This window comes from Nocardiopsis sp. CNZ308, from assembly GCF_004217075.1.
On sequence record NZ_SHKJ01000001.1, the window covers coordinates 1,513,563 to 1,539,762 of the forward strand.

At 72.6% G+C, this 26,200-nt stretch carries 24 protein-coding genes; 16 read left to right on the forward strand and 8 right to left on the reverse strand.

Features of this window, described 5'->3' with window-relative positions:
• Positions 1-75 precede the first annotated feature (75 nt).
• From EV372_RS06435 to EV372_RS06470, 8 genes are all read left to right on the forward strand, one after another.
• Complete coding sequence (locus tag EV372_RS06435; RefSeq protein WP_130398792.1) at positions 76-1,218, forward strand: Gfo/Idh/MocA family protein; 1,143 nt, start codon at positions 76-78, stop codon at positions 1,216-1,218.
• Positions 1,215-2,906, forward strand: coding sequence for a sugar ABC transporter ATP-binding protein (locus tag EV372_RS06440; protein WP_130395249.1), 1,692 nt, complete (start codon positions 1,215-1,217; stop codon positions 2,904-2,906). Before EV372_RS06435 ends, EV372_RS06440 begins: the two co-directional genes overlap by 4 nt.
• Entirely contained in the window at positions 2,903-4,012 is a 1,110-nt protein-coding gene (locus tag EV372_RS06445) for an ABC transporter permease (protein WP_130395250.1), read from the forward strand. The genes EV372_RS06440 and EV372_RS06445 overlap by 4 nt, the downstream gene beginning before the upstream one ends.
• Positions 4,009-5,106 carry an ABC transporter permease gene (locus tag EV372_RS06450; protein ID WP_130395251.1) on the forward strand — a complete coding sequence of 366 codons (1,098 nt, stop codon included), beginning with the start codon at positions 4,009-4,011 and terminating at the stop codon, positions 5,104-5,106. The genes EV372_RS06445 and EV372_RS06450 overlap by 4 nt, the downstream gene beginning before the upstream one ends.
• A gap of 2 nt (positions 5,107-5,108) precedes the next feature.
• Complete coding sequence (locus EV372_RS06455) at positions 5,109-6,308, forward strand: substrate-binding domain-containing protein (RefSeq protein ID WP_130395252.1); 1,200 nt, start codon at positions 5,109-5,111, stop codon at positions 6,306-6,308.
• A complete protein-coding gene (locus tag EV372_RS06460; protein WP_130395253.1) occupies positions 6,309-7,181 on the forward strand; it encodes a sugar phosphate isomerase/epimerase family protein in 873 nt (290 codons plus the stop codon). It begins immediately after the preceding gene.
• A 202-nt stretch (positions 7,182-7,383) separates the two neighbouring features.
• On the forward strand, positions 7,384-8,112 hold the full coding sequence (locus EV372_RS06465) for a hypothetical protein (protein ID WP_130395254.1): 729 nt from the start codon (positions 7,384-7,386) through the stop codon (positions 8,110-8,112).
• 34 nt (positions 8,113-8,146) lie between these two features.
• Positions 8,147-9,151 carry a sugar phosphate isomerase/epimerase family protein gene (locus EV372_RS06470; RefSeq protein ID WP_130395255.1) on the forward strand — a complete coding sequence of 335 codons (1,005 nt, stop codon included), beginning with the start codon at positions 8,147-8,149 and terminating at the stop codon, positions 9,149-9,151.
• Positions 9,152-9,214: 63 nt separating this feature from the next.
• Here the strand turns inward: EV372_RS06470 and EV372_RS06475 are convergent, their stop codons facing one another.
• The 4 genes from EV372_RS06475 to EV372_RS06490 all read right to left on the reverse strand — a co-directional run bounded on the left by EV372_RS06475 (position 9,215) and on the right by EV372_RS06490 (position 11,626).
• Positions 9,215-9,460, reverse strand: coding sequence for a hypothetical protein (locus tag EV372_RS06475; protein WP_019609838.1), 246 nt, complete (start codon positions 9,458-9,460; stop codon positions 9,215-9,217).
• 106 nt (positions 9,461-9,566) lie between these two features.
• Entirely contained in the window at positions 9,567-9,938 is a 372-nt protein-coding gene (locus tag EV372_RS06480) for a hypothetical protein (protein ID WP_013155066.1), read from the reverse strand.
• A 95-nt stretch (positions 9,939-10,033) separates the two neighbouring features.
• Complete coding sequence (locus EV372_RS06485) at positions 10,034-10,522, reverse strand: hypothetical protein (RefSeq protein ID WP_013155067.1); 489 nt, start codon at positions 10,520-10,522, stop codon at positions 10,034-10,036.
• A gap of 405 nt (positions 10,523-10,927) precedes the next feature.
• A complete protein-coding gene (locus tag EV372_RS06490) occupies positions 10,928-11,626 on the reverse strand; it encodes a carbonic anhydrase (RefSeq protein ID WP_130395256.1) in 699 nt (232 codons plus the stop codon).
• A gap of 420 nt (positions 11,627-12,046) precedes the next feature.
• Here EV372_RS06490 and EV372_RS06495 point away from each other — a divergent pair, with 420 nt between their 5' ends.
• The 3 genes from EV372_RS06495 (at position 12,047) to rsgA (ending at position 15,172) form a co-directional block, all read left to right on the forward strand.
• Positions 12,047-12,682 (forward strand): TetR/AcrR family transcriptional regulator, encoded by a 636-nt coding sequence (locus EV372_RS06495; RefSeq protein WP_475430795.1) that lies wholly within the window; start codon positions 12,047-12,049, stop codon positions 12,680-12,682.
• 191 nt (positions 12,683-12,873) lie between these two features.
• Complete coding sequence (locus tag EV372_RS06500) at positions 12,874-13,773, forward strand: MHYT domain-containing protein (RefSeq protein WP_130395257.1); 900 nt, start codon at positions 12,874-12,876, stop codon at positions 13,771-13,773.
• 235 nt (positions 13,774-14,008) lie between these two features.
• Positions 14,009-15,172, forward strand: coding sequence for a ribosome small subunit-dependent GTPase A (rsgA, locus tag EV372_RS06505; RefSeq protein ID WP_130395258.1), 1,164 nt, complete (start codon positions 14,009-14,011; stop codon positions 15,170-15,172).
• A 134-nt stretch (positions 15,173-15,306) separates the two neighbouring features.
• Here rsgA and EV372_RS06510 read toward each other — a convergent pair whose 3' ends face one another.
• Positions 15,307-16,230, reverse strand: coding sequence for a TatD family hydrolase (locus EV372_RS06510; RefSeq protein ID WP_130395259.1), 924 nt, complete (start codon positions 16,228-16,230; stop codon positions 15,307-15,309).
• Positions 16,231-16,309: 79 nt separating this feature from the next.
• Positions 16,310-18,127 carry a methionine--tRNA ligase gene (gene metG / locus EV372_RS06515; RefSeq protein ID WP_130395260.1) on the reverse strand — a complete coding sequence of 606 codons (1,818 nt, stop codon included), beginning with the start codon at positions 18,125-18,127 and terminating at the stop codon, positions 16,310-16,312.
• Between the two features lie 271 nt (positions 18,128-18,398).
• Here metG and EV372_RS06520 point away from each other — a divergent pair, with 271 nt between their 5' ends.
• Together EV372_RS06520 and secD are read left to right on the forward strand one after the other, a co-directional pair.
• Complete coding sequence (locus EV372_RS06520) at positions 18,399-18,845, forward strand: hypothetical protein (protein WP_130395261.1); 447 nt, start codon at positions 18,399-18,401, stop codon at positions 18,843-18,845.
• 76 nt (positions 18,846-18,921) lie between these two features.
• Positions 18,922-21,588 (forward strand): protein translocase subunit SecD, encoded by a 2,667-nt coding sequence (gene secD, locus EV372_RS06525; protein ID WP_130395262.1) that lies wholly within the window; start codon positions 18,922-18,924, stop codon positions 21,586-21,588.
• Positions 21,589-21,729: 141 nt separating this feature from the next.
• Here secD and EV372_RS06530 read toward each other — a convergent pair whose 3' ends face one another.
• Complete coding sequence (locus EV372_RS06530; protein ID WP_130395263.1) at positions 21,730-22,392, reverse strand: AIM24 family protein; 663 nt, start codon at positions 22,390-22,392, stop codon at positions 21,730-21,732.
• Positions 22,393-22,481: 89 nt separating this feature from the next.
• Positions 22,482-23,360, reverse strand: a complete 879-nt coding sequence (rsmI, locus tag EV372_RS06535; protein WP_372497238.1) for a 16S rRNA (cytidine(1402)-2'-O)-methyltransferase — start codon at positions 23,358-23,360, stop codon at positions 22,482-22,484.
• 110 nt (positions 23,361-23,470) lie between these two features.
• On the opposite strand from rsmI, the gene EV372_RS06540 reads away from it, so the two are divergent.
• The 3 genes from EV372_RS06540 (at position 23,471) to EV372_RS06550 (ending at position 26,181) form a co-directional block, all read left to right on the forward strand.
• Positions 23,471-25,105, forward strand: a complete 1,635-nt coding sequence (locus tag EV372_RS06540; protein WP_130395264.1) for a dolichyl-phosphate-mannose--protein mannosyltransferase — start codon at positions 23,471-23,473, stop codon at positions 25,103-25,105.
• 309 nt (positions 25,106-25,414) lie between these two features.
• On the forward strand, positions 25,415-25,618 hold the full coding sequence (locus tag EV372_RS06545) for a cold-shock protein (protein WP_013155080.1): 204 nt from the start codon (positions 25,415-25,417) through the stop codon (positions 25,616-25,618).
• 254 nt (positions 25,619-25,872) lie between these two features.
• Positions 25,873-26,181 carry a sec-independent translocase gene (locus tag EV372_RS06550; protein WP_019609852.1) on the forward strand — a complete coding sequence of 103 codons (309 nt, stop codon included), beginning with the start codon at positions 25,873-25,875 and terminating at the stop codon, positions 26,179-26,181.
• Positions 26,182-26,200: the final 19 nt, after the last annotated feature.

A 26,200-nucleotide genomic window follows, 5' to 3' on the forward strand; every position in this document is an offset into this window, starting at 1 on the left:
CGTCTATTGCAGATAGATCCTACGACTTTTGCTTGACGATCGACAGAAGTCCGGCGTACCGTTCGGTGCATGTCAGTGAGTAAGGTCACAAGCCTGGGTGAGGCGGCCGACCCCGGGTCCACCGCCCCCAACGCCTACCGCGCCGCGGTGATCGGCACCGGCTTCATGGGCCGGGTCCACTCCCACGCCGTCCGCGCCGCGGGAGGCGAGGTCGTCGGGGTCGCGGGCTCCTCCCAGGGCAAGGCCGAGCAGTTCCGCACCGCGCACGGCGTCGCCCGGGCCCACGCCGACGCCCTCGAACTCGTCCGCAGCGACGACGTGGACGTGGTCCACGTGTGCACCCCCAACCACCTGCACGCACCGCTGAGCCTGGCCGCCCTGGCCGCCGGCAAGCACGTCGTGTGCGAGAAACCCCTGGCCACCGACGCCGACACCGCTCGCGAGCTGGTCCGGGCCGCGGAGGAGGCGGACCGGGTCGCCGTCGTCCCCTTCGCCTACCGCTTCCACCCCATGGCCCGCGAGGCGCGCGCCCGCGTGGCCTCGGGCTCCATCGGCCGCGTCAGCCTCGCCCACGGCGGCTACCTCCAGGACTGGCTCCTGTACCCGGACGAGGACAACTGGCGGGTGGACCCCGAACTGGGCGGCCCCACCCGAGCGTTCGGGGACATCGGCTCGCACTGGTGCGACATGCTGGAGTTCGTCACCGGCGACCGCATCACCTCGGTCAGCGCCCAGACCTCGCGGGTCAACGACACCCGCGCCGGACGCTCGGTGGCCACCGAGGACCTGGTGGCCTTCCAGTTCTCCACCGCGGGGGGCGTGGTCGGCGGCGCCGTCATCAGCCAGGTCTCCCCCGGCCGCAAGAACCGGCTCGTGCTGGAGGTCTCCGGCACCGAGGGCACCCTGCTGTTCGACCAGGAGCGGCCCGAGACCCTCTGGGCGGGCGGCCGGGGCCGCAGCTGCACCGTCAGCCGCGACGACCCCGAGCTGAGCGCCGACGCCGCGCGCCTGTCCACGACCCCCGTCGGCCACCCGCAGGGCTACCAGGACTGCTTCAACGCGCTCGTGGCCGACACCGGGGCCGCCATCGCCGGGCGGACCCCCGAGGGCCTGCCGGTGTTCGCCGACGGCCTGCGCGCCGCCGTGCTGGCCGAGGCCGTCCTGACCTCGGCGCGGGAACGCCGCTGGGTCGACGTGCCTGAGGCGGACGGGGCATGAGCGGCCCGCCCCTGCTCCGGATGAGCGGCATCACCAAGTCCTTCCTGGGCGTGCGCGTCCTGCACGGGATCGACCTGGAACTCCACCCCGGCGAGCTGCACGCCCTGGTCGGCGAGAACGGGGCGGGCAAGTCCACCCTGATGAAGGTGCTGGCCGGGGTGCACCGCGCGGACGGGGGCACGGTCGAGCTGGAGGGCGACGCCGTCTCCTTCGAGCACCCCGTCCAGGCCCAGCGCGCGGGCGTGACCACGGTCTTCCAGGAGTTCAACCTCCTGCCCGACCGCACCGTCGCCGAGAACGTCTTCCTCGGCCGCGAGATCCGCCGCCGCGGCCTGGTGGACGGCCGGGCCATGGAGCGGGCCACCGCCGAACTGCTCGCCGAGCTCGGCCTGGAGGGCATCGACCCCAGGGCCCGGGTGCGGTCGCTGTCGGTGGCCGAACAGCAGATCGTGGAGATCGTCAAGGCGCTCTCGCACGACGCGCGCATCATCTCCATGGACGAGCCGACCGCCGCGCTGGCCGACCACGAGGTGGAGGTGCTCTACCGGATCATCGGCCGCCTGCGCGAACGCGGCGTGGCGGTGCTGTACGTGTCGCACCGCATGCGGGAGATCTTCGACCTGGCCGACACCATCACGGTGCTCAAGGACGGCCACCTCGTGGACACCGTCCCCGCCGGTGAGATCGGTCCGGCCGAGCTGGTCCGCAAGATGGTCGGGCGCCCGGTCTCCGCGGTCTTCCCCGAGCCCCTGGAGCCGCACGGCGAGCACGTGGGACGGGTGCGGCTGTCGGTCACCGGAGGCGGCAACACCCAGCTGGACGGGATCGGCTTCGAGGTGCGCGGCGGCGAGATCCTGGGCCTGGGCGGGCTCCAGGGCAGCGGGCGCACCGAGGTCGCCCACGCCCTCTTCGGCGTCGAGCGCTTCACCCGGGGCGAGGTCCGCGTGGACGGGCGGCGGGTGGACCCGCGCTCGCCGCGCACGGCGGTGCGCGCGGGTCTGGTGCTGGTCACCGAGGACCGCAAGACGCAGGGGCTGGCGCTGAACCAGTCGGTGGCGGCCAACGGCCGCCTGGTCCTGGACGCGGTCTGGCCCCTGGGCTCGGCGCGCGGGGCCCGGCGGCTGCCCGGCATCCTCTCCTCCCTGGAGCTGGTGGCGCGCGGCGGCCAGGACCAGGAGGTCCGGTACCTGTCCGGCGGCAACCAGCAGAAGGTCGTGCTGGCCAAGTGGCTGGCCGCCGAACCCGGCGTGATGGTGCTCGACGAGCCCACGCGCGGCATCGACGTGGGCGCCAAGCAGGCCGTCTACCGGCTCATGCGCGAGCTGGCCGCGGCCGGTGTGGCGATCGTGCTCATCTCCTCCGAGCTGCCCGAGCTGATCGGCATGTCCGACCGGCTGGTCGTCCTGCGGGACGGCCGGGTGGCGGGCGAGCTGCCCGGCGGGGCCACCGAGGAGGCGGTCATGGCGATGGCCACCGGATCACCGCACCCGGGCGGATCCGCCGCACCGGTCCCCGGGCGGGACCCGGCCGCCGAGGAGGACCCGGCCACCGGCGCGGCCGCCCGGCGGGACCCGGCCGCCGCTCCACCGCGCTCGGGCGGTCCCACCCCACCGGCCGCCGGGAGCGACCCGGCCGCCGGAACCGACAACGGCGGCTCCCCCGCACGGCACGAGGAGGCCGCCCCGTGACACCCCCACCGACCTCCCTCCTCCGGAGCCTGCGCGCCCGGACGGGCACCACCGGGCTGGTCTACCTGGCCCTGGTGCTGCTGCTCGCGGTCAGCGCGGCCTTCGTGGCCGCCCGGGGCGGCAACCTGTTCACCACCGCCAACACCGTCGACCTGCTCACCCGCAGCAGCCTGCTGGGCTTCCTGGCCATCGGGATGACCCTCGTCATCCTGTGCCGCTCCCTGGACCTGTCGGTCGGCTACGTGGCCGCCCTGTCCACCGTGGTCGCGGCCACCACCATGGCTGGCGACCCCTCCCGGATCGTGCTCGGCGCGGCCGCCGCGCTCGGCCTGGCCGCGCTGATCGGCCTGGTCAACGGGCTGGTGGTCACGGGGCTGCGGGTCAACCCCTTCATCGCCACCCTGGGCATGGGGCTGGTGATCAAGGGCTACCTGGACACGAACTTCCAAGGCCCGGCCGGGGCGGTGCCCACCGCCTTCCAGGCCTTCGGCTACACCCGGATCGGCGTGCTGCCCGTCTCCACCCTGGTCATGCTGGGCGTGGCGGTGGCGGCGGTGCTGTTCCTGAGCCGCACCCGGATGGGCTACCACATCTACGCCGTCGGCGGCGACGCCGACGTGGCCCGGCTCTCCGGGGTCCGCTCCGGGGTGCCCACGGTCACCGCGCACGTGTTGTGCTCGGTCACCGCCGGTGTGGCCGGTCTGCTGCTGGCCGCCCGGTTCGGCACCGGCAGCGCCACCGTCTACTCCGGGGGCTACGAGCTGGAGGCCATCGCGGCCGTGGTGCTGGGCGGGACCTACCTGCTCGGCGGGCGCGGCGGCGTGGCCGGGACGGTGGCGGGGGTGCTCATCCTCGCCACGCTCGACACCGTGTTCAACGTGCTGGCGGTCGACCCGTTCGTCAAGGACGTCCTGCGGGGCGTCATCGTCATCGCCGCCGTGGCCGTCTACGCCCGCGGCGGGCGCTCCGCCGTGCGGACGCGCTTCCCCTCCGGCGGCGCGCCGCCGTCCTCCCCCGTGCCTCGGTCCGCCCCGGACACCGGGACCGCCCCCGATCCGGACCCCGGGACGGGGTCCGCACCGCAACCCCTCGGAGGCCGCCGATGACCCCGACCCCCACCCAGGACGCGCGCGGCCCGGTCGGGCCGTCCGGGCCCGAGTCGCGCGGCCCGGGCCCGCTGGCGGCGCTGGCCGCGCTGGGCCGGGGCGGCACGGCGACCGTCGCGCTGCTGCTGGCGCTGATCTTCGTGGTGATCGCCACCCAGAACCCCTCGTTCTTCGAGGGGCCGCCGCTGATGGCCTTCGCCAAGAAGGCCGCGCCGCTGGTGATCCTGGCCATCGGCCAGTACCTGGTGATCGTCTCCGGGGAGTTCGACCTGTCGGTCGGGTCCCTGGTGGGCGCGCAGGTGGTGATCGCGGCTCGCCTCATCGACGGCGACGAGGCCATGACCTGGCCGGTGATCGGCCTCATGCTGGTCTTCGGCCTGGTCGTGGGCCTGGTCAACGGCCTGGTGACCACGCTGCTGCGGGTGCCGTCGATCATCACCACGCTCGGCACGATGCTGATCCTGTTCGGCGCCGTGCGCTACTGGACCGGCGGGGCGCCCACCGGGGCGCTGACGGAGTCCTTCCGCGTGTTCGGGCGGCAGGGGATCGAGGACGTGCCCGTCCTCGGCGAGATCCCGTGGGCGCTGCTCATCGCCCTGGTGCTGGCGGCGGGCGCGGTGGTGCTCATGCGCTCGCCCTACGGCCGCTCCCTCGTGGCGACGGGCGACAACGACGTCGCCGCCGCGTTCTCGGGGGTGCGGGTGTGGCGGGTGCGCACGACGGCCTTCGTCGGCTCCTCCCTCATGGCCACCGTCGCCGCCGTCCTCATCGGCGGCTACGCCGGGGTCACCGCCCAGGTCGGCGACGGGCTGGAGTTCACCGCGATCACCGCCGTGGTCCTGGGCGGGGTGGTGCTGGGCGGCGGGCGCGGCACCGTGGTCGCCGCCGTCCTGGGCGCCCTGACCGTGGAGGCCCTGTTCACGCTGTTCAACCAGCTGTACCTGCCCTCGACGCTCCAGCCCACGGTGCAGGGGCTCATCATCATCGCCGCGGTGGCCTACGCCGCCCGCCGGGGCGACCTTCGACTGCCGGAGCGCCTGCGACGGCGACCGGACCATCCGACCGAGCGGCCGCTCGGCACTTCCAGGAGGTAACCATGCGCGTCCCCCGCGTGCTGCTCGCCGGCGCCGCCGGCCTGACCCTGATGCTCACGGCGTGTACGACGGACGCCCCCACCGACGCCCCCGAGGAGGCGGGCGCCGAACTCACCCCCGACGGGGAGTGGTTCGACGAGGCCGAGTTCGAGGCGCAGCTGGCCCAGCGCGAGATCACCCCGGAGGGCCCCGAGGACCAGCCCTGGCTCCAGGCGATCGAGCCCGAGTGGATCGACACCTCGGAGTTCACGCACGACGCGCCCGAGGACGCGACGCTGTGCTTCTCCAACGCCTCGGTGTCCAACCCCTGGCGCGTCACCGGCTTCATCACCATGGAGCAGCAGGTGGAGGCGCTCCAGGAGGAGGGGCGCATCGGCGAGTTCCGGGTGTCGGACGCCGCCGACGACGACAACCAGCAGATCTCCGACATCCAGGCCTTCGTGGACTCCGGGGACTGCGACGTCATCATCATCTCCCCCTCCACCACCGCGACCCTGACCCCGGCGGTGGAGACCGCCTGCGAGAGCGGCGTCCCGGTCGTGGTCTTCGACCGCGGCGTGAACAGCGACTGCATGGTCACGTTCATCCACCCGATCGGCGGCTACGCCTACGGCGCGGACGCGGCCGAGTTCCTGGTCGATGAGCTGGAGCCCGGCTCGACCGTGCTGGCGCTGCGCATCCTGCCCGGCGTGGACGTGCTCGAACACCGCTGGGCGGCGGCCCAGGAGATCTTCGCCGACAGCGAGCTGGAGGTGCTCGGCCACGAGTTCACCGAGGGCGACGGCGCCATGATCAAGGACCTGGTCTCCCAGCACCTCCAGCGCGGCGAGGTCGACGGCATCTGGATGGACGCCGGGGACGGCGCCGTGGCCGCCCTGGAGGCCTTCGAGGACGCGGGCCAGCCCTACCCGGTGATCTCCGGGGAGGACGAGCTGAGCTTCATGCGCAAGTGGCAGGAGGAGGACCTCACCGCGATCGCGCCCGTCTACTCCAACTTCCAGTGGCGGACCCCGGTCCTGGCCGCCAGCATGATCCTCGCCGGCGAGGAGGTGCCCTCGGAGTGGATCCTGCCGCAGGAGCCGGTCCGTCAGGACGAGCTGGACGAGTACCTGGAGCGCAACGCGGAGATGCCGTCCCTGCACTACGCGAAGTTCGGCGGCGAGGACCTGCCGGGCTTCCCCGAGGCCTGGACGGACCGCTAGGTGCGCGCGCTGGGGGTCAACACCTGGGTGTGGACGTCGCCGCTGACCGACGCCGCGCTGGAGAGGATCGCGCCCCGCGTGGCGGAGTGGGGGTTCGACGTGATCGAGCTCCCCGTGGAGAACACGGGCGACTGGGACCCCCGGCGCGCCCGGGCCCTGCTGGACGGGCTGGGCCTGACGGCCAGCGTCGTGCTGGTCATGGGGCCGGGCCGGGAACTGGTCGCGACCGACGCGGCCACCCGCTCGGCCACGCAGGACTACCTCAGGCGGGTCGTGGACGCGGCCGCGGCGGTGGGCTCCCCCGTCGCCGCCGGTCCGGCCTACGCCTCGGTCGGCCGCACGTGGCGGATGTCCCCGCGTGAGCGGGCGGGGATCGGCGCGGAGCTGACCGAGGCGCTGGCCCCCGTGGTCGGGCACTGCTCGGCCGCGGGGGTCCGGCTGGCGGTGGAGCCGCTCAACCGGTACGAGACGAGCGTGCTCAACACGGTGGACCAGGGGCTGGAGATGCTGGCCGACCTGCCCGCTGAGCACTGCGGGCTGGCCCTGGACGTGTACCACATGAACATCGAGGAGCGGGACGTGGCGGCGGCCGTGCGGCGCGCCGCGGGCAGGGTGGCGCACGTGCAGGTGTGCGCGAACGACCGCGGCGCACCCGGGGCCGACCACCTGGACTGGAGCGCGATCCTCGGCGCGCTCGGTGACGCGGGGTACGGAGGCCCCCTGGTGATCGAGTCGTTCACGGCGGACAATGCCAGCATCGCCACGGCGGCCTCCGTCTGGCGACCGTTGGCGGCGACCCAGGACGCGATCGCCGTCGACGGCCTGGCCTTCCTTCGCGCCCTGAGCCGACGAGAGGAGCCGCCGTGCAGGTAGGCGGTGCTCCTCGGGGTCCGCGGTCCGCCCCCACGGGTGCGGCCGGGCCCCGCGGGGGACGGGAGCCGGCCGCCGTGTCCGCACCACGGCCGCCGGTGCCCCCGGGCCAGGAGGAAACGTCCACCACCCCCGCTCGGTGCCGCGCTCGCCGGAAAGCGCTGACTGAGGTAGGGCGGCTCCACCCCCACGAGGAGACGTCACCATGCCCGCTCACAAGACCCCCTCCGCCGCCGGATCCGAGTTCCCGGACCCGGTGGCGGACACCCCCGCCACCTGGTGGCTGACCGGGGTGTCGTTCGCGGTGGCCGGTGCCGCCGTCGCCTCCGCCGTGTTCCTCGGCGGTGACGGCGCGAACGGCGCCTCCGCCGCGCCGCAGGCCCCGGCGGACCACCCCGACGCCGAACAGGTCGGTTCGCTGCTCACCCACACCCGCACGGCCCACGAGGGACTCGTCCCCGTGGTGGAGGACATGGAGGAGTTCCTGCCCACCGACGGATCACACCCGCCCCTGGAGTTGACCGAGGCCTCGGTGGTCAACTCCTGGCGCACCGAGGTGCAGGCCGCCTCGGTGCACTTCGGCGAGGTTCCCGAGTCCGGCGGCGCCCACCGGACCGCGCACGCGGGCCTGGTGTCCTCCGTCCGGCTGCTGTCCATGTCGGTCGACACCTACGCCAAGGCCGCCCTGGTCGAGGACGAGGACCTGCGCATGGACGTCCTGCACATCGCCATGGAACTGCGCGACGAGGCTGTCGTGTCGTGGTCGGTGGCGGCCACGCACCTGGACGCGATGAGCGTGGACGCCGGGCACGGCCACGTCCACCTGTACCTGCCCGCCGCCCCCGACAGCGGCGCCCTCGCGCCCGACGGCGCCGGGGCGGACGCGGGGCCGGAGGGCGCCGGGGAGGGCCCCGGCGACGGACACGACCACTGACCACGAGACCCCCCTACTCCAGGAGGAGACGAACATGCCGCGACCAGTCACCCTGTTCACCGGGCAGTGGGCCGACCTGCCCTTCGAGGAGGTGTGCTCCCTGGCCTCCTCGTGGGGCTACGACGGTCTGGAGGTCGCCTGCTGGGGCGACCACCTCGACGTCACCCGGGCCGCCGTGGACGACGACTACGTGCGCGACCGGCTGGACACGCTCAAACGCCACGGGCTGGGCCTGTGGGCGATCTCCAACCACCTGCTGGGCCAGGCCGTCTGCGACGACCCGATCGACCACCGCCACCGCGACATCCTGCCCGCGCGGGTGTGGGGCGACGGCGAGCCCGAGGGCGTGCGCCGGCGGGCCGCCGAGGAGATGAAGACCACCGCCCGCGCGGCCGCCAGGCTCGGCGTGTCCACCGTGGTGGGCTTCACGGGCTCGGCCGTCTGGAAGTACGTGGCGATGTTCCCGCCGGTGGGCGAGGACGTCATCGAGGCCGGGTACCGCGACTTCGCCGACCGGTGGAACCCGATCCTGGACGTGTTCGACGAGGTGGGGGTGCGTTTCGCGCACGAGGTGCACCCCTCCGAGATCGCCTACGACTACTGGTCCACCCAGAGGGCGCTGGAGGCGGTGGGGCACCGCCCGGCCTTCGGCCTGAACTGGGACCCCAGCCACATGGTGTGGCAGGACATCGACCCGGCCGGGTTCCTGTGGGACTTCCGGGACCGGATCTACCACGTGGACTGCAAGGACGCCCGCAAGCGGGTGGGCAACGGCCGCAACGGGCGGCTGGGCTCCCACCTGCCGTGGGGTGATCCGCGCCGGGGCTGGGACTTCGTCTCGACCGGGCACGGCGACGTGCCCTGGGAGGACTGCTTCCGCACGCTGAACGCGATCGACTACCAGGGTCCGATCTCGGTGGAGTGGGAGGACGCGGGCATGGACCGGCTGGTCGGGGCGGCCGAGGCGGTGGAGTTCGTGCGCTCCCACGCCTACGACCCGCCGGAGGCGTCGTTCGACTCCGCCTTCGGGTCGGACTGACCCGGCTCCAGGCGCGGCGGCGGGGCGGCGCGTACCGGGGATCCCCCTCGATCCGAGGCGGGGTCAGATCATCGGGGCGATGACCACCCGGTAGTGCCCCCCGTCCGCGGTGGAGACGTCGCAGCGGAAGTCGTTGACCCGGTTGACGGAGCCCTGCACCGCGCTGTCGCCGAAGGCCGCGGTGTCCACTCCGGGCAGGTGCTCGCGGATGAAGGACACCGCCTCCTGGACGGACATGGCGGTGTCCTTCTGCTCTGGGGTGACACGCAGTCCGTTGTCGGTGAGACGGCTGATAACGACCCGGAACATGTGCTGTCTCCCTAGGGTGCCGGGGGGCGGACACCGGCATTCTGCCCCATCGCCTCCTCGGCTGGGAATCCTCCGGGCGGGCGGGGCGCCGGGGCGGCCCGCCCGGTCAGACCTCCAGGTCCGCCTCGATGCCCTTGAGGCGGTGCCTGGCCAGGGCGAGGTTGCCCCGGGAGCGGTCCAGGGCCAGGTAGAGGAAGAGCCCCTGCCCCTTGCGGCTGGTGAGGGGCCGGATGATGTGGTACTGCCCGGACAGGGTGATGAGGATGTCCTCGATCACGTCGTTGATCCCCAGCTGGTCCATGGTGCGCATCTTCGCGCGGACCACCTCGGTGTTCCCGGCGGCGGCCACGGTGAGGTCGAGGGTGTTGGTGGAGGCGAGGGTGCCCAGCGCCATCCCGCTGCTGTAGTCGACGACGGCGGCGCCCACAGCCCCCTCGATCTCCATCATCTCCTTGAGCCCGGCTTCGATGTTCGGCATGTCCTTCTCTCTCCTTGACGTGGGTCGGCGCGGCGCCCTGCGGTCGGCGATCCAGCGGCGCAGGCCGGAGGCGCCTCGGCGGGGCTGCCCACCGGTCACGCGGCCACCGGCCGGGGGCGGTCGACGGACAGCGTCCGCAGCGCGGTGAGCACGCGTTCCAGCACCTTGCGGTCCACGGACGCGACCGCCGGCGCGGCGGGGCGGGGCAGGTCCCGCCGGGGCGGGCGGTCGGTGTCGTCGCGGGGAGGCGGCACCCTCGCCGTGCGCACCAGGTCGCGCAGCCGCCGCAGGGTGAAGCCGAGGCTGCCCTCCGTGCGGCCCATCCGCACCCGTACGCACAGGTCGGAGCCCTCCAGGACGGCGAACAGCACGTGGTGGTCGGTGTCGGTGACGACGACGTCCTCCACCCGCTGGTCGGCGCACAGGGGACCCTCCCTGACGGCCCTGAGGATCGCCGCCGCGTCCGCGGCCGGATCGTCGGCGCCGGCGTGGGCGAGGACGCGCCCGCGCCGCCAGTCCACGAGGCAGGCACTGCGCACCCCCGGCGTCTGGAGCATCTCCCGCAACTGCTGCTCGAAGCGCACGTCGGTCCTTTGCGAAGGCTGGGGCCGGAACTCGCGTCGGCCCGCGACGAATCAGGCTAACTGTCCTTTGCGGACATCACGAGAATAGGCGTCATACGTTCGCGGCGCAGCCTTTTCAGTGATTTATTGTGTTATGCCTGACCGGAGGGGGTGACGGAAAACCGAAAGGAGGACGAGGGGACACCGGAGCGTGTTTCGCCCCACCGAGAAAGGTGATCGTCCCCGGTGTCGCGCTCGGTCACCTTTTCTCCCTTGCGGGGGTTTCGGGACCTCGGGCCCGGGTGGCACCGGTGCGGGGGGCGGGCGGAGCGGCCCCCGGGGAGGGACGGGGGACGGGGCGGAGTGGCGAGCGGGGTTGACCGGGGGCACGGGTCCGTGGTGGAGCGAACGCGCAGCGGCGCGGGGTCAGAGCCAGCTGACCTCGGAGGTCTCCAGGTCGTAGCGGGCGGGGACCACGTCCAGGAGGCCGGACTCGACCAGCTCGCGCAGGTCGGCGTCCACGCGGAGCTGGTCGGCGATGTACTCGGCGTTGGCCCGGACGCAGGCGTCCACGAAGTCGCCGCCCTCGTCGGGGGTGGCATCGACCACCGGCAGGATCCCCTCCACCAGGTAGCCGACGTGGCCGTGCGGGACCTCCCCGGTCTCGTGGGCCTCCACGGCGGCGCTGACCGCGCCGCACGAGGAGTGCCCCAGGACGACGATGAGCGGGACCGCCAGGTGCACGGCCGCGTAGCTGATACTGCCCAGGACGGACTCGTCCAGGACCTGGCCCGCGGAGCGGACGGTGAACAGGTCGCCGAGTCCGCGGTCGAAGACCAGCTCGGGCGCCACACGGGAGTCACCGCAGGCCAGGACCACGGCGAAGGGGTTCTGTCCGCGCGCCATCTCCTCCCTGCGGGCGGGGCCCTCGTTGGGGTGGCGGGAGTCGTACCGGCGCCAGCGCCTGTTGCCCCGCTTGAGGAGGCGCAGCGCCTCCGCGGCGTCCCCCGGCTGGGGCGCGGGCATGGGAGCCGACCAGGCTGGGGCGGAGACGGCGGTGGCGACCGCGGCCCCGACCCCTCCGGTGAGGGAAACGCGCAGGGCGTTACGACGGGTGATGGCCATGTGGGGTCTCATTCTTGACGTCGACAAATATGGACTTTTGCCGCCAAACGAGGGCCAAATTACTCTTGCCCCACGAACCAGTTCAAGAGTTTTTAACGCGCTCCTAACGCCCTTCCCGGAGGCGCACACTCGGAACGGATGCGGAAAAAAATCCCTTTCCGCGCCGCTGAACTCGCACAACGCCGCGCGCGGGCGTTTTCCCGCGGTTCGCCCGGCCCTCTCCGGGCGTGACGGGACGTGCTCCCCACAGCACTCCACGCGACCGATCGGCGAGGGCGGCCCGGGGGCACCCCGAACCCGGATAGGATGCGTTACCAACCGACCGTTCGTTAAGAAATCCTCGTGGGGCCCGGCGACGGCGGACGCGCCCGCGGCCGTCCCCGCCCACGGGGCCGCTCCCACCAGGTAGATTCGACAACCGTGTCCAGATCTTCCCCTGTCGAACCAGCGCCCTCCCGCCGCGGGGCAGCGGGGCGGCGACGCTCCGGCCGCCCCGGCCACGACGCCGACTCCGTCCTGCGCGTGGCCGCGCGCGTGTTCAACGAACGCGGGTACGACGGCACGAGCATGGAGGACCTGGCGCGCGCCCTGGGCGTGACCAAGTCGGCCATCTACCACCACGTCACCGGCAAGACCGAGCTGCTGCGCCGCTCCCTGGACCTGGCCATGGACGCCCTGTTCGCGGTCACCCGCGAGGAGGCCTCGACCACCGGCCCGGCCATCGACCGCCTGGAGCACGTGCTGCGCGGCAGCGTCCGGGTGCTCGTGGACGAGCTGCCCCACGTGACCCTGCTGCTGCGGGTGCGCGGCAACACCGAGGTGGAGAAGCGCGCGCTGGAGCGGCGCCGGGCGTTCGACCACCTGATCGCCGACCTGGTGCGCGAGGGCGCCGCCGACGGCGACATCCGCCCGGACGTGGACCCCGCCGTCGCGGCCCGCCTGCTGTTCGGCATGGTCAACTCGATCTCGGAGTGGTACAAGCCGGACCGCGGGCTGGACTCCGACGAGATCGCCGACACCCTGGCCAGGATCGCCTTCGCGGGTCTGCGCGCCTGAGGACCCGGACGGATCCGCCGCCGATGTGAGGGCCGGCGGAACTGAGGGTCGCTCCCCTGTTCCCCTGCGTTGCCGCTGGCCACATCAGGCCACACACGTTGGAAAACACCCCTGGCGCATCAGTCTCAGGCCTCCCTACTATCCATGGAACCCGACCGATATGGGACCAAGGTCATGGAAAGTAGTGCGCCGTGCTCGACCACCTCGCCCAGGACTGGCTGACCCCCTCCATCGCCTTCGCGGTCTCGGTGATCGGCTCGTTCCTCGGCTTGTCCTTCGCCTCACGCGCGCGCCGGACGAGCGGACCCGTCCGGTGGCAGTGGCTGTCCCTGGCCTCCCTCTCCCTGGGCGGGGTGGCCGTGTGGTCGATGCACTTCATCGCCATGATGGGCTTCTCCCCGCCCGGCACGGCCATCCGCTACGACGCCGCGCTCACCGTGGTCAGCGGGGTCATCGCCATCGCGGTGATGGCCGTGGCGCTCACCCTGACCATCCGCGGGGGGACGGCCCCCCGGCTCCTGCTGGGAGGTCTCATCGCCGGGACCGGCATCATCGCGATGCACTACCTCGGCATGCTCTCGATGAACGTGCACGGACAGATCCACCACGACCCGCTCTACGCCGCCCTGGCCTGCGTGATCGCGCTGGTGGCCGCCACCGCCTCCCTGTGGTTCGCCTCCCGGCTGCGCGGTCTCCCCGCCATCACCGCCGCCTCCGTGGCCATGGCCGTCGCGGTGACCACCATGCACTACACCGGCATGATGGGCGTCCACTTCACGCAACCGCGCTTCTCCCGGCACAGCCCCCCGGACGGTTCCAGCGCGCCGGACCTGGTGCTGCCCCTGCTCGCGGGCCTGTTCGTCTTCATGCTGATCTGCAGCCTCTTCCTCCTGCTGGGGGTGGAGGAGGAGCGCCCGGACTACTCCCGGCGCGCGCCCGCCCCCGCCGCGTCCACGCCCGCCGCGCCCGCCCCCGCCGCGTCCGCCCCCGGGAGCGAACCGGAGGAGTCCGCCATCGGGGAGTACGTGCCGCGGCACGCCACCGTCCCGCGGACCGCGCCGTCCGACGACGTGTGGACCAGGCGCCGCTGAGCCGCCCCGTCCCCCGGTCCCGGGCCCGCGCCCGCGCCCGGAAAACCCGTGGTGCGCTCCGCCCCGGCGGTCCTACACTCGCGGAGGCGGAGCGCGCCGTGTCCTCGGCGCCGACGACGGAGAGGAAGCAGTGATGACCGTTCCTGCGCATGACTCGAACCCCACCTTCCCGACCGTTCGCGAGCCCTGAGGGGCGCCTCCCCTCCTGACGGCTCGCCGCTCCAGAGAGTCCGTCGTGAACACGTACGACAGCACAGCCGCACCCGCCCCCTCCCCGCTGACCGCGCTGGGGTGGAACCGCCGCGTCGAGCGGGCCTTCGACGCCGCCGCCGCGGCGAGCCCCCACCCGGTGGTCCCCGCGCGCGTCTCCTCCTCCCGCCGGGGCGGGGCGGTGATCCGCCTCCCCCGGGAGGCCGCCGCCGACTACTCCCCCGCCGTCACCAGGGCCGCGCAGGCCGACCCGTCCTCCGCCCCGTGCGGCGGCGACTGGGTCGCGGTGCGCCGCTCCGGCGACACCTGGGTCGTCGAGGCCGTCCTCGAACGCTCCGGCAGCCTCGTCCGCCAGGGCGTGGCCCGGGACTCCCACGACCAGGTCCTGGCCGCCAACATCGACGGCGTCCTGGTCTGCGAGGCCGCCGACCAGGGGCCCAACGTGGGCCGCCTCGAACGCTTCCTCAGCCTGGCCTGGGCGAGCGGGACGACCCCGGTCGTGGCGGTCACCAAGGCCGAACTGGCCGGGGACCGCCTCCCCGAGGTGCTCGAACTCGTCGGCTCGGTGACCGCGGGCGCCGACGTGTACACCGTCAGCGCCCACACCGGCCTCGGTGTCGAGGAACTGGCCGCGCGGTTCCTGCCCGGCACCACCTGGGTCCTGCTCGGCACCTCCGGAGCGGGCAAGTCCAGCCTGGTCAACGCGGTGGCCGGGCGGAAACTGATGGACACCGGCGAGATCCGCCACGACCGGCGGGGGCGGCACACCACCACCCGCCGCCAGCTCCTCCAGCTGCCGGGCGGCGCGCTGGTCCTGGACATCCCCGGGGTGCGGCGCATCGACGTGCCCGGCGACGCGCGGGGCGTGGACCGGACCTTCGCCGACGTCTCCGACCTCGCCGAACAGTGCCGCTTCCGGGACTGCCGTCACGGCGGCGAGCCCGGCTGCGCGGTCACCGCCGCCGTGGACGAGGGCGAGCTGGACGCCCGGCGGCTGGAGCGCTGGAACCGGCTCCGGCGCGAGTCCGAGTGGAACCGCTCCCGGGGCGACGCGCGCCTGCGCGCCGAGCGCCGCAGGCAGTGGAAGGCCGCCGACCGGCGGGGCCGGGAGAACTCCCACCCGTCACCCGCCACCACCCTCAACGGACGCGCTTCGCGCGCAGCCTTCCCGCGCAAGCGGGGCGGCTGAGCGGGGCGGCCGGCGCGCCGCCCACGGCGTGGGCGGCGCGCGGTCGTCGGGGCGGGGTTCCCGCGTTCCCGGTGGGACGCGGGAACCCCGCCGCCGTTCGTGACCGCGTGGACCCGGGTCCGCGGGTCCCGGGGTCAGAACCCGAAGGCGCGTCCCGCGTTGCCCGCGATGATCCCGGCCAGTTCGTCCTCGTCCATGCCCTTGACCCCCGCCAGCGTCCGCAGCGTGTGCGGGATCAGGTAGGGGGCGTTGGGACGGCCCCGGTAGGGCTTGGGGGTGAGGAAGGGCGCGTCGGTCTCCACCAGCATCAGCTCCGGCGGCGCCGCGGCGGCGGCCTCGCGCAGGGACTCGGCGCTGGCGAAGGTGACGTTGCCCGCGAAGCTCATGTAGTACCCGTGCTCGGCGCACACCTTGGCCATGGCCGCGTCGCCGGAGAAGCAGTGGAAGACCACCCTGTCCGGCGCGCCCTCCTCCTCCAGGATCCGCAGCACGTCCTCGTGGGCGTCGCGGTCGTGGATCATCACGGCCTTGCCGTGGCGCCTGGCGATGTCGATGTGGCGGCGGAAGGACTCCTCCTGGGCCCGCGCGCCCTCGGGGCCGGTGCGGAAGGTGTCCATGCCGGTCTCGCCGACCGCCACCACCTGGGGCAGAGCGGCCAGCTCGTCGATGGCGGCCAGCTGCGCCTCCAGCTCCGCCGTCCCGCCGGGCCGGCGGAGCTTGCCCGCCCAGTCGGTGTCGTCCACCTCCACGCCCGGGGCGCCGTCACCGTGCACGACGCGCGGCGCCTCGTTGGGGTGCAGGGCCACCGCCGCCCACACCCTGCCCGGGTGCGCGGCGGCCACCTCGGCCGCCCACCGCGAGGAGGCCAGGTCCACGCCCACCTGGACGAGCGGGGTCACCCCGGCGCCCTCGGCGGCGGCGATGATCTCCTCGACCTCCGGGGTCTGCATGTCCATGTGGGTGTGGCTGTCGGCGACCGGTACGCGCAGGGGTTCGGGTACCGGAGGGGGCGTCTGGTCGTTGCGCTCCCTGACCGCTCTGCCGCTGCGCTTTCCCATGCTCACGTTCCTCCACGAAGAAGCGCCGACGGGCGGTGCCCGCCGGCGCGGTCGTCCTTCTCTCCGCCGCGGCCGGAGCCTACTCGGCGGCGCCCTCCAGGCGGGCCAGCTCCTCGTCCACGACCGACTGGTCGAGCTTGGCGAACAGCGGCTCCGGGCGGCCGAGCGGGGTGCCCACCGCGATCGGCCGCGACTCCCAGCGCGCCTCGTTGTCGGCGTAGTCCCCGGTGATGACCGGGTACTCCACCTCCTCCTCCGAGCCGCCGATCGTGTCGCGCCCGGCGTCGATGCGCGGCATGCCCGTCCAGGTGCCGGTGCCGCCGAGCATCGCGTACACCTTGTTCGCCGACTCGGGCAGGTACGGGGTGAGCAGCGTGTTGGCGTCCTGGACCAGCTGGAGGGCCACGTGCAGCACGGTGGCCATCCGCTCGGGGTCGGTCTTCTTCAGCGCCCACGGAGCCTGGTCGGAGATGTACTTGTTGGCCTCGGCCACGGTGCGCATGGCCTCCTGCAGGCCCGCCTTGAACTGGGACCGCTCCAGCCGCTCGCCCACCCTGGCGAACGCGGCCCGCGAGTCCTCCAGCACCCGGCGGTCCTCGTCGGTCAGCTCACCGGCCGCCGGGATCTCGCCCAGGTTCTTGGCCGCCATCGAGATGGAGCGGTTGACCAGGTTGCCCCAGGCCGCCACCAGCTCGTCGTTGTTGCGGCGCACGAACTCGGCCCAGGTGAAGTCGGTGTCCTGCGTCTCGGGACCGGCGGCCATGATGTAGTAGCGCAGCGCGTCGGCGGAGTAGCGCTCCAGGAAGTCGCGCACGTAGATCACCACGCGCCGCGAGGAGGAGAACTTGCGCCCCTCCATGGTGAGGAACTCGCTGGAGACCACCTCGGTGGGCACCTTCAGCTCGCCCAGCGGGCCGGGCTCGCCGCCCCGGTCCCCCTCGCCGTCGTGGCCCAGCAGGATCGCGGGCCAGACCACCGAGTGGAAGACGATGTTGTCCTTGCCCATGAAGTAGTAGGACCGGGCCTCGTCGCCCTGCCACCAGCGGCGCCAGGCCTCGGGCTCACCGATGCGCCGGGCCCACTCCACCGACGCCGACAGGTAGCCGATGACCGCGTCGAACCACACGTACAGGCGCTTGTTGGCGTTGTCGCTCCAGCCCTCCAGCGGGACGGGCACGCCCCAGTTGAGGTCGCGGGTGACCGCGCGCGGCTGGAGGTCCTCCACCAGGTTCAGGGAGAACTTGAGGACGTTGGGGCGCCACTGCCCCTCCTTGCCCTTGAGCCAGGTGGTCAGGGCGTCGGCGAAGGCGGGCAGGTCGAGCATGAAGTGCTCGGTGTCCACGAACTCCGGCTTCTCGCCGTTGATCCGCGAACGCGGCGAGATGAGGTCGATGGGGTCGAGCTGGTTGCCGCAGTTGTCGCACTGGTCGCCCCGCGCGCCGTCGTAACCGCAGATGGGACAGATGCCCTCGATGTAGCGGTCGGGCAGCGTACGGCCGGTGGACGGCGACACCGCGCCCTTGGTCGTGTGGGCGAACACGTACCCGTTCTCGTGCAGCGCGGTGAACAGCTGCTGCGCGACGGCGTAGTGGTTGCCGGTGGTGGTGCGGGTGAACAGGTCGTAGGACAGGCCCAGGCCCACCAGGTCCTCGGCGATGATCCGGTTGTAGCGGTCGGCCAGCTCGCGGGGGGTCACGCCCTCCTGGTCGGCCAGGACCTGCACCGGGGTGCCGTGCTCGTCGGTCCCGCTGACCATCAGCACGTGGTTGCCCGACATTCGCTGGAAGCGGGAGAAGACGTCGGAGGGGACCCCGAAGCCGGACACGTGACCGATGTGGCGCGGTCCGTTGGCATAGGGCCAGGCGACCGCGGTCAGGATGTGACGATTCGACGACATGACCCAAGCCTAAAGGTACTGCCGCGCCGCGCTGAACTCCATTTCCCGCGCACGGCCCCGCGGTGCGCACGCGGCGCCGCGCACGCCGCGCCGGGCGCGGCTTCCCCGCGCGCGGTCCGGGGCACGGCGGCCCGGCGGTGCGACAGGGGCCGAAGGGACATTCCCCGGGGCTTGCCCCTACCCGTATGCTCTGCTGGACGAGCCGTGCGCCACCGGGACGCACGGTCGGGCAGCACTTCCCTCCCGGTCCTTCCCCGAGGCGGTGGTCACCATGGTTACCGGTGCCCTACCCCGCCCTGCCCGGCACACGACCGCGCTGCTGACCAGCGTGGTCCTGCTCGTCATCCTGTCCTTCCCCGTCGCCTCCGGCGGCGGGCAGCCGGCCGGCCCGCCCCTGCCGCCGCACGGCCTGCTCAGCGCCCCCGAGGGCGCCGCGGCCGCGGCGGCGGACCAGGAGCGGGTGACCCCGCGCGAACGCGCGGACCTGGCCGAGAACCCGATGGTCACCGTCGGGCCGCCCGCCTCCACGTGCGACCACCGGTCGGTGCTGCGCGACCTGCCCGACACCGTGCCCAGCAGCGCACTGCGCCTGGCGGTGTGGGACCAGCCCTGGTGGCCGCTCTCTCCCCCCGCGCCCGTTCCCGTCCCGGACCTGGACGCCCCCGGGGAGCTGCCGCCGACACGGGCTCCCCCTCCCACCGCGAACACCGCCATCTGACCATCCCCGCGCGTACCCCCCTGTCTCCGGCGTGCGTCGGGATCACCCGTATTCGCAGTGAAGAGGTACCAGGTCCTTGTCCAGTCAAACGGGAGCGGGCGCGCGTTGGACACGCGCCCTCATCTCCCTTCTCGTCATCCTCGTCGCGTTCGGCGCGGCGTGGTTCATCCCGCCGCGCCTGGGGCTCGACCTCAGCGGCGGCACACAGATCGTCCTGGAGACCCAGGACGGCCCCGAGGGCACACCCGCCAACTCCGAGAACACCGACCAGGTCGTCGAGGTGCTGCGCCAGCGCATCGACCGCCTGGGCGTGTCCGAGGCGACCATGTCGCGCTCGGGCGAGAACCGGATCATCGTCGAACTGCCCGGTGTGCAGGACCCGGCGGAGGCCGCGCAGATCATCGGCCAGACCGCCCAGCTGTCCTTCCACCCCGTGCTGGGCGTGGGCCAGGCCGGCGGCCAGGGCGTGCAGGCGCCCGCCCCGGGCGACTCCGCCAACGCCCCCCAGGCCACCGCGGACGAGGCGCGCGCCCCGTCCGACGCCGCGGCCGAGGGCGGTGACGGGGCCGCCGAGGGCGGCGGCGAGGAGATGACCCAGGAGCAGCTCGAAGAGCTCATGGCGCAGCAGGGCGGCATGGGAGGCATGGGCGGCCAGCAGCCCCCCGCCGGTCCCAGCGCGGAGAACCCCGAGGACGTCGTGATGACGCTCCCCGACTCCGACGGCACCCAGCTCCAGCTCGGCGAGACCGCCATCAAGGGCGACCAGGTGGCCAGCGCCGAGGCCGCGCTGGACAGCGTCAACCGCGCGCAGTGGACGGTCAACGTCAACTTCCGCGGCGAGGGCGCCGACCAGTGGACCGCGCTGACCGCCGACGCCGCCTGCTACGACCAGGGAGACCCGCGCCGCCGCGTGGCCATCGTGCTGGACGGGCAGATCATCTCCGCACCGGAGGTGAACCCGGAGTTCGCCTGCGACGTGGGCATGCCCGGCAACACCACCACCATCACCAGCCCCGACTTCACCAGTGAGACCGCCAACGACCTGGCCGTGCTGATCGAGGGCGGCTCGCTGCCGCTGCCGGTCACCGAGGTCCAGCGCCAGACGGTCGGCCCGACCCTGGGCGCCGAGGCCATCCAGGCCAGCGCCGTCGCCGCGATCCTGGGCCTGGCCTTCACCACGCTCTACATCACGCTGGTCTACCGGCTGGTCGGCTTCCTGGCCGCCCTGGCCCTGGGCTTCTACACGCTCATCGCCTACGGCGCCCTGGTCGCCATCAACGCCACACTGACACTGCCGGGTCTGGCGGGCTTCGTGCTGGCCATCGGTATGGCCATCGACGCCAACGTGCTGATCTTCGAACGCACACGTGAGGAACACCAGCGCCAGGCGAAGGTCTACGAGGCCAACAAGTCCGCCGGGCTCCAGGACGCCACCGAGGACGAGGCGGCCAGGGCCGAGTCCGGGGTGCTCACCCGCAAGCGGCGCCGGGCGGTGCCGCCGAGCCTGGAGAAGGCGTTCGTCGTGGGCTCCCGCAAGGCGTGGAGCGCCGTCCTCGACACCAACATCACCACGCTCATCGCCGCCGCCCTGCTGTTCTTCTTCGCCTCGGGCACCGTGCAGGGCTTCGGCGTGACCCTGAGCATCGGTACCCTCGTCTCGATGTTCTCCGCGCTGGTCATCGCGCGCGTGTTCGTCGAGTGGGCGGTGCGGCGCGCGGTCGTGCGCAAGCACCCGGCCGTCAGCGGCCTGAACCGCATCGGCGGCGTCCGCACCTGGCTGGTCGACAAGAACCCCGACCTCATGGGCCACCGCACCAAGGGCCTGATCGTGGCGGGTCTGATCGTGGCGGCCGCGGTCGCCGCGCCGCTGATCCGCGACACCAACCTCGGTGTGGAGTTCACCGGCGGCCGCGTGCTGGAGTACGAGGTCAGCGGCGGGGAGGGCGTCTCGGTCGACGAGGCCCGCTCCGTCATCTCCGCGCTGGACTTCCCCGGCTCGGACACGGCCGTGGTCCAGGAGTCCGGTGACGGCGACATCTCGGTGCGCACCGGCAGCATCTCCGACGACGACGCGGCCCGGATCGCCGACGCCCTGGACGAGCGGACCGGCGGCGTGGAACTGGTCAGCGACGAGCTGATCGGCCCGAGCATGGGCGACGAACTGCGCAACCGCGCGCTGATCGCCCTGGGAGCGGCCCTCGCGCTCCAGATGGTCTACCTGGCCTGGCGCTTCCGCTGGTCGTTCGGCGTGTCCACCATGCTGTCGCTGGCCTTCAACCTGGTCCTGGTGATCGGGTTGTTCATCTGGCTGGGCAAGCCGATCGACGGCGTGTTCCTCGCCGCGCTCCTGAGCGTCATCGGCTTCTCCGTCAACGACACGGTGGTGGTGTTCGACCGGGTGCGCGACGAGTGGGCCCGGGACGAGAAGTCGAAGTTCTCCGAGATCGCCAACCGCGCGGTGCTCAACACCCTGCCGCGTACCGTCAACACCTCCATCGGCGCGCTGATCATCCTGGGCTTCCTGACCTTCCTCGGCGGGTCCTCGCTCCAGGACTTCTCGATCGCCATGCTGGTGGGTCTGGTGACGGGCGTCCTCTCGACGATCTTCGTCGCCGTCCCGCTAGCCATCTGGCTCCAGAGGTGGGACAAGACCGACCCGCCCCACGTGGTCAAGGAGCGCAAGGCCAAGCAGAAGGTGGCCGCCAAGGCCGCCCGCGAGGCCGACGACGGCGCCGTCGTCTAGCGCCGCGCACGGGTTCCCGGCCGCGGGGCCGGGAACCCGCCGCGTCTCACACGGCCCGCCGAGCCGCCTCCGGGCGGCGCGGCGGGCCGGACGGAGAGGGCCCCGGGGACGCGCGTCCCCGGGGCCCTCTCCTGTGCCGGGTCAGGACGTCTGGACCGCGACCGGCGCGCCCTCGGAGGCCTGTACCAGGACGAAGCCCTGGCCCTCGAAGGAGAGCTGGAGCGCCTCGCCGCTGCCCCGGCCGATGAGCGCGCCCGCCTTGACCGTGCGGCGCACGCCCGTGCTCAGCGAGCTGGACCAGGCGACCGCGGAGTCGGTGTCCACGAAGGTCGGCTGGTCGACGTTGATCAGCACCGGGGCGCCGTGGCAGGCGATGGCCACCCTGCCCCGGCCGCTGAAGACCGTGTTGAAGAGGCCGCCGGCGGCCATGCCCGCGCCCTCCACACGGCGGATGTCCCAGTTCAGCCCGGCCTCGAAGGCGAGCACGTTGTCGCCGTTGACCGTGAGGTGGTCGTCCTCCAGGTCCACCAGGTGCACGTCCCAGGCGTCGCGGGCCAGGAACACGTCGCCGCGCCCGGACACCTTCATCAGCGGCAGCCCCTCGCCGGTGAAGGCCTTCTTGAAGAACTTGCTGACGCTGCCGGACCCCTCGTAGGAGAAGTCGACCTGGCCCTGGTAGGCGACCATGGCGCCCTGACGGGCGAAGAACTCGCCGTTGAGGCCCACCCGGAGCATCTTGTGGTTCTGGAGGTGCATACCCGGCTGGCTGGTCTCCTGGGCCTGCTGGAAGAGGTGGCTTCGCATGAACGTGTTCCCCATCGACGGTCTGGCTGGTGCACCTGGTCAGACGCCCCGGAAACGGAAAGGTTCCGCCACGGGCGAGCCGTTTTCGGTCAGTCGGCGGACACGACCCCGTGCACCAGGTCGTAGACCCGGCGCTTGGGAACACCGAACTCCCTGGCCACACGGGTGATCGCCTCCTTGCGGCGCACGTCCTCCTCCTCCAGGTCCGAGACCGCGGCGACCAGGTCGGCGTCCCCGACCGTCCCGGGGTCGCGGCGGGCGCCCTCCACCACGAGGGAGATCTCGCCCCGCACGCCCTCGGCGGCCCAGGCCGCCAGCTCCCCGAGTCCGCCCCGGCGCACCTCCTCGTAGGTCTTGGTCAGCTCCCGGCACACGGCGGCGCGCCGGTCGGCACCGAAGACCGAGGCCATCGCCTCCAGGGTGGCGGCGACGCGGTGGGGGCTCTCGAAGAACACCATCGTGCGGCGCTCGGCCGCCAGGTCGGCCAGGTAGCCCGACAGGCCCTTGCGGGGAGGGAAGCCCTCGAAGCAGAAGCGGTCGGTGGGCAGGCCCGAAACCACCAGCGCCGTGGTGACGGCGGACGGGCCCGGGATGGCGGTCACCGGGATGCCCTCTCCCGCGCAGGCGGCGGCCAGCCGGTAGCCGGGGTCGGACACCCCCGGCATCCCGGCGTCGGTGACGACGAGGACGTCGCTGCCCGCGCGCAGGTCGCCGAGCAGCTCGTCGGTGCGGCGGCTCTCGTTGGCGTCGTAGTAGGACACGACCCGGGCGCCCGCCTCCCCGCCCAGGCGCACGTCCGCGCGGGAGGCGAACTGGCGTAGCCTTCGGGTGTCCTCGGCCGCGATGACGCGGGCGCCCTCCAGGGCGCGCAGCAGCCTGGGCGGCGCGTCCTCCACGTTCCCGATGGGCACACCGGCGAGTGTCAGAGTTCCCGTCCCCGCACTCGTCCCAGCTCCACCCTCAACCACTGTGATCCCCGTCCTGTCGCGCTACGGTTGGCTCGTCACGCCATCCGAAACCTGGTTTCGTGGTCCGTCCGCAAAGGACAACCATCTCCGACCCCAACCTACGAGCCGAGATGACCACCACCGCACCTTTCTCCGAGGCAGAGCCCTCGCCCCCGCCGCGGTCGGCGCGGATCCGCGCCCGCTTCCTGCCCGTCAACCCCGCGCCCCGCTGGCTGGGCTGGCTTGGCGCCTTCGCCGTCGCGCTGTTCGCCGGGGTGCTGAGGTTCTTCAACCTCGGCCAGCCCGACCGGATCTACTTCGACGAGACCTACTACGCCAAGGACGCCTACGGGCTCTGGAACTTCGGCTACGAGCACGAGACCGTCGAGGAGCCCGTCGAGGCCGACGACCTGCTCGCCCAGGGGTACCAGGACATCTTCACCGGCACGGGCGACTTCATCGTGCACCCGCCGGTGGGCAAGTGGATGATCGCCCTGGGCGACTGGCTGTGGTCGCTCCTGCCGTTCGGCACGACCATGACCCCCGAGGCCTGGCGGTTCGCCTCCGCCGTGGCCGGGGTGCTCTCGGTCCTCATCCTGGTGCGGCTGGCCACGCGGATGACCCGCTCGGTGCTGCTGGGCTGCACGGCGGGGCTGATCATGGCGCTGGACGGCCTGCACTTCACGCTGAGCCGCATCGCCATGGTGGACATCTTCCTGACCCTGTGGATCCTGGCCGGGTTCGCCTGCCTGGTGATCGACCGGGACGGCACCCGGGAGCGGATGGCCCGCCTGGCGGAGGCGGGAGGGGACCTGGCGGCGGTGGGCTGGCTGGGGATGCGCTGGTGGCGGCTGGCGGCCGGTCTGTGCTTCGGCATGGCGGTGGGCACCAAGTGGTCGGCCCTGTTCTTCGTCGCGGCGTTCGGCCTGCTCACGGTGGCGTGGGACTACGGGGCCCGCAGCAGCGTCGGCCAGCGCGGCTTCTTCTGGCGGTGGCTGGGCATCGACGCCGTCCCGGCGTTCGTGCAGACCGTGGTGGTCGCGGGGGTCGTCTACCTGGTCTCGTGGTCGGGGTGGCTGTTCACCCGCGGCGGCTACAACCGCGGCTACGCGGACGGCATGGCGCCCGAGTGGGTGCCCGGGTTCCTGCGGCCGCCGGTGGAGGCGCTGTGGAGCCTGGTGGACTACCACCAGCGGATGATGACCTTCCACACCGACCTGACCAGCGACCACGCCTACATCTCCGCGCCGTGGGAGTGGCTGGTCATGCGCACCCCGGTGATGTTCCACTACAACGGCGAGGTCGCCTCGTGCGACACGGGCGACTGCGTCACCTCCGTGGTCTCCATCGGCACGCCGGTCATCTGGTGGTCCAGCCTGCTCGCGCTGGCGGTGATGCTCGGCTGGTGGGTGACCTTCCGCGACTGGCGGGCCGGGGCGGTGCTGCTGGCCGTGGCCGCGGGGTGGCTGCCGTGGTTCGCCTACCCGGACCGGCCCATGTTCCTGTTCTACGCCGTCCCGCTGCTGCCCTTCCTGGTCCTGGCGATCGTGCTGGCACTGGGCCTGGCGATGGGCGCCGGGGAGGACAGTCCGCGCTTCGCCCCCTACACGCGCGCGGTGGGCGGCATCGTCTACGGCGTGGTCCTGCTGTTGATCGTGGCCAATTTCGCCTACTTCTACCCGGTGTTGTCGGCGTATCCGATCGACGAGGGTATGTGGCGTGAACGCATGTGGTTCGACGTGTGGATCTACGGCAACGGCGGTTAGTGAACGGCGCCCCGGCGCGCCCGTGTTCGCCGCGCCCCATTAGTGGTCCGGCGAACGGAAATCAACAGCTGCGAGTAGCCGAAACAGGACAGGGAAAGAGCGCGATTCCCGTGTGGAAGGCCTCGGCAGGGCAGCACCCTCCCTGGTAATGTCGGCAACTGGTTGCTGTTGTAGTTTCCATGGATGCCCGGGGCGCCTCGCGGAACTTCACGTGGGCGCTCGCCGGTGCGGGATTCACCCGTCGGTCAGGCGCCCGGCGGCCCGGGGCCAGCAGGGTGCGGCCCCGCAGTAGTCCCCAAGGGAGTGCACATGGCTCAGGGCACCGTGAAGTGGTTCAACTCTGAGAAGGGTTTCGGGTTCATCGCCGTAGAGGGCGGTCAGCCCGACGTGTTCGTCCACTACTCGGCGATCTCGGGCACCGGCTTCCGGAACCTGGAAGAGGACCAGAAGGTCACCTTCGACATCATCCAGGGCCCCAAGGGCCCGCAGGCCGCTGACGTCAAAGCGGTATAGAGCCGTCCTTTCCACGCGGTCGACGGAATTCCCGGTCGCCCGACGGCACCTTCCGCGTCCGCTTTCCCTTACTTGACGGCGCACCCGAGCAGCCGGGACCGGGTGGAGCGCCCGCGCCCAGCCCTCCGCTCGCCGAGCGGGGGGCTGGCCCGTGTCCACCCCTTTGCGGACGACCGGGGTGAGGTTACCCAAGCCTCCCGATACCGGTTAACCTGCTTGAAGCCGGTCGGTACACCGAAGGACTGAGGTCGCGCATGTTCAACATCAGCGGAGGAGAGTTCGTCGTCCTCCTCCTGCTCGCGCTGCTGATCTTCGGTCCGGACCAGCTGCCCAAGGCGGCCCAGCAGGTGGGCAGGGTGCTGCGCCAGCTGCGGACGATGGCCAACTCCGCGTCCAACGACATCCGTGAGGGGCTGGGCCCGGAGTTCAAGGACTTCGACGTGCAGGACCTCAACCCCCGGCGCTTCGTGCAGAAGCACTTCTGGGAGGAAGAGGAGCAGGAGAGCAAGCCCGCGGCCCGGCTGAACGGCAAGCGCCCTCCCTTCGACGACGAGGCCACCTGACGCGGGCCCCCGGCCAGCG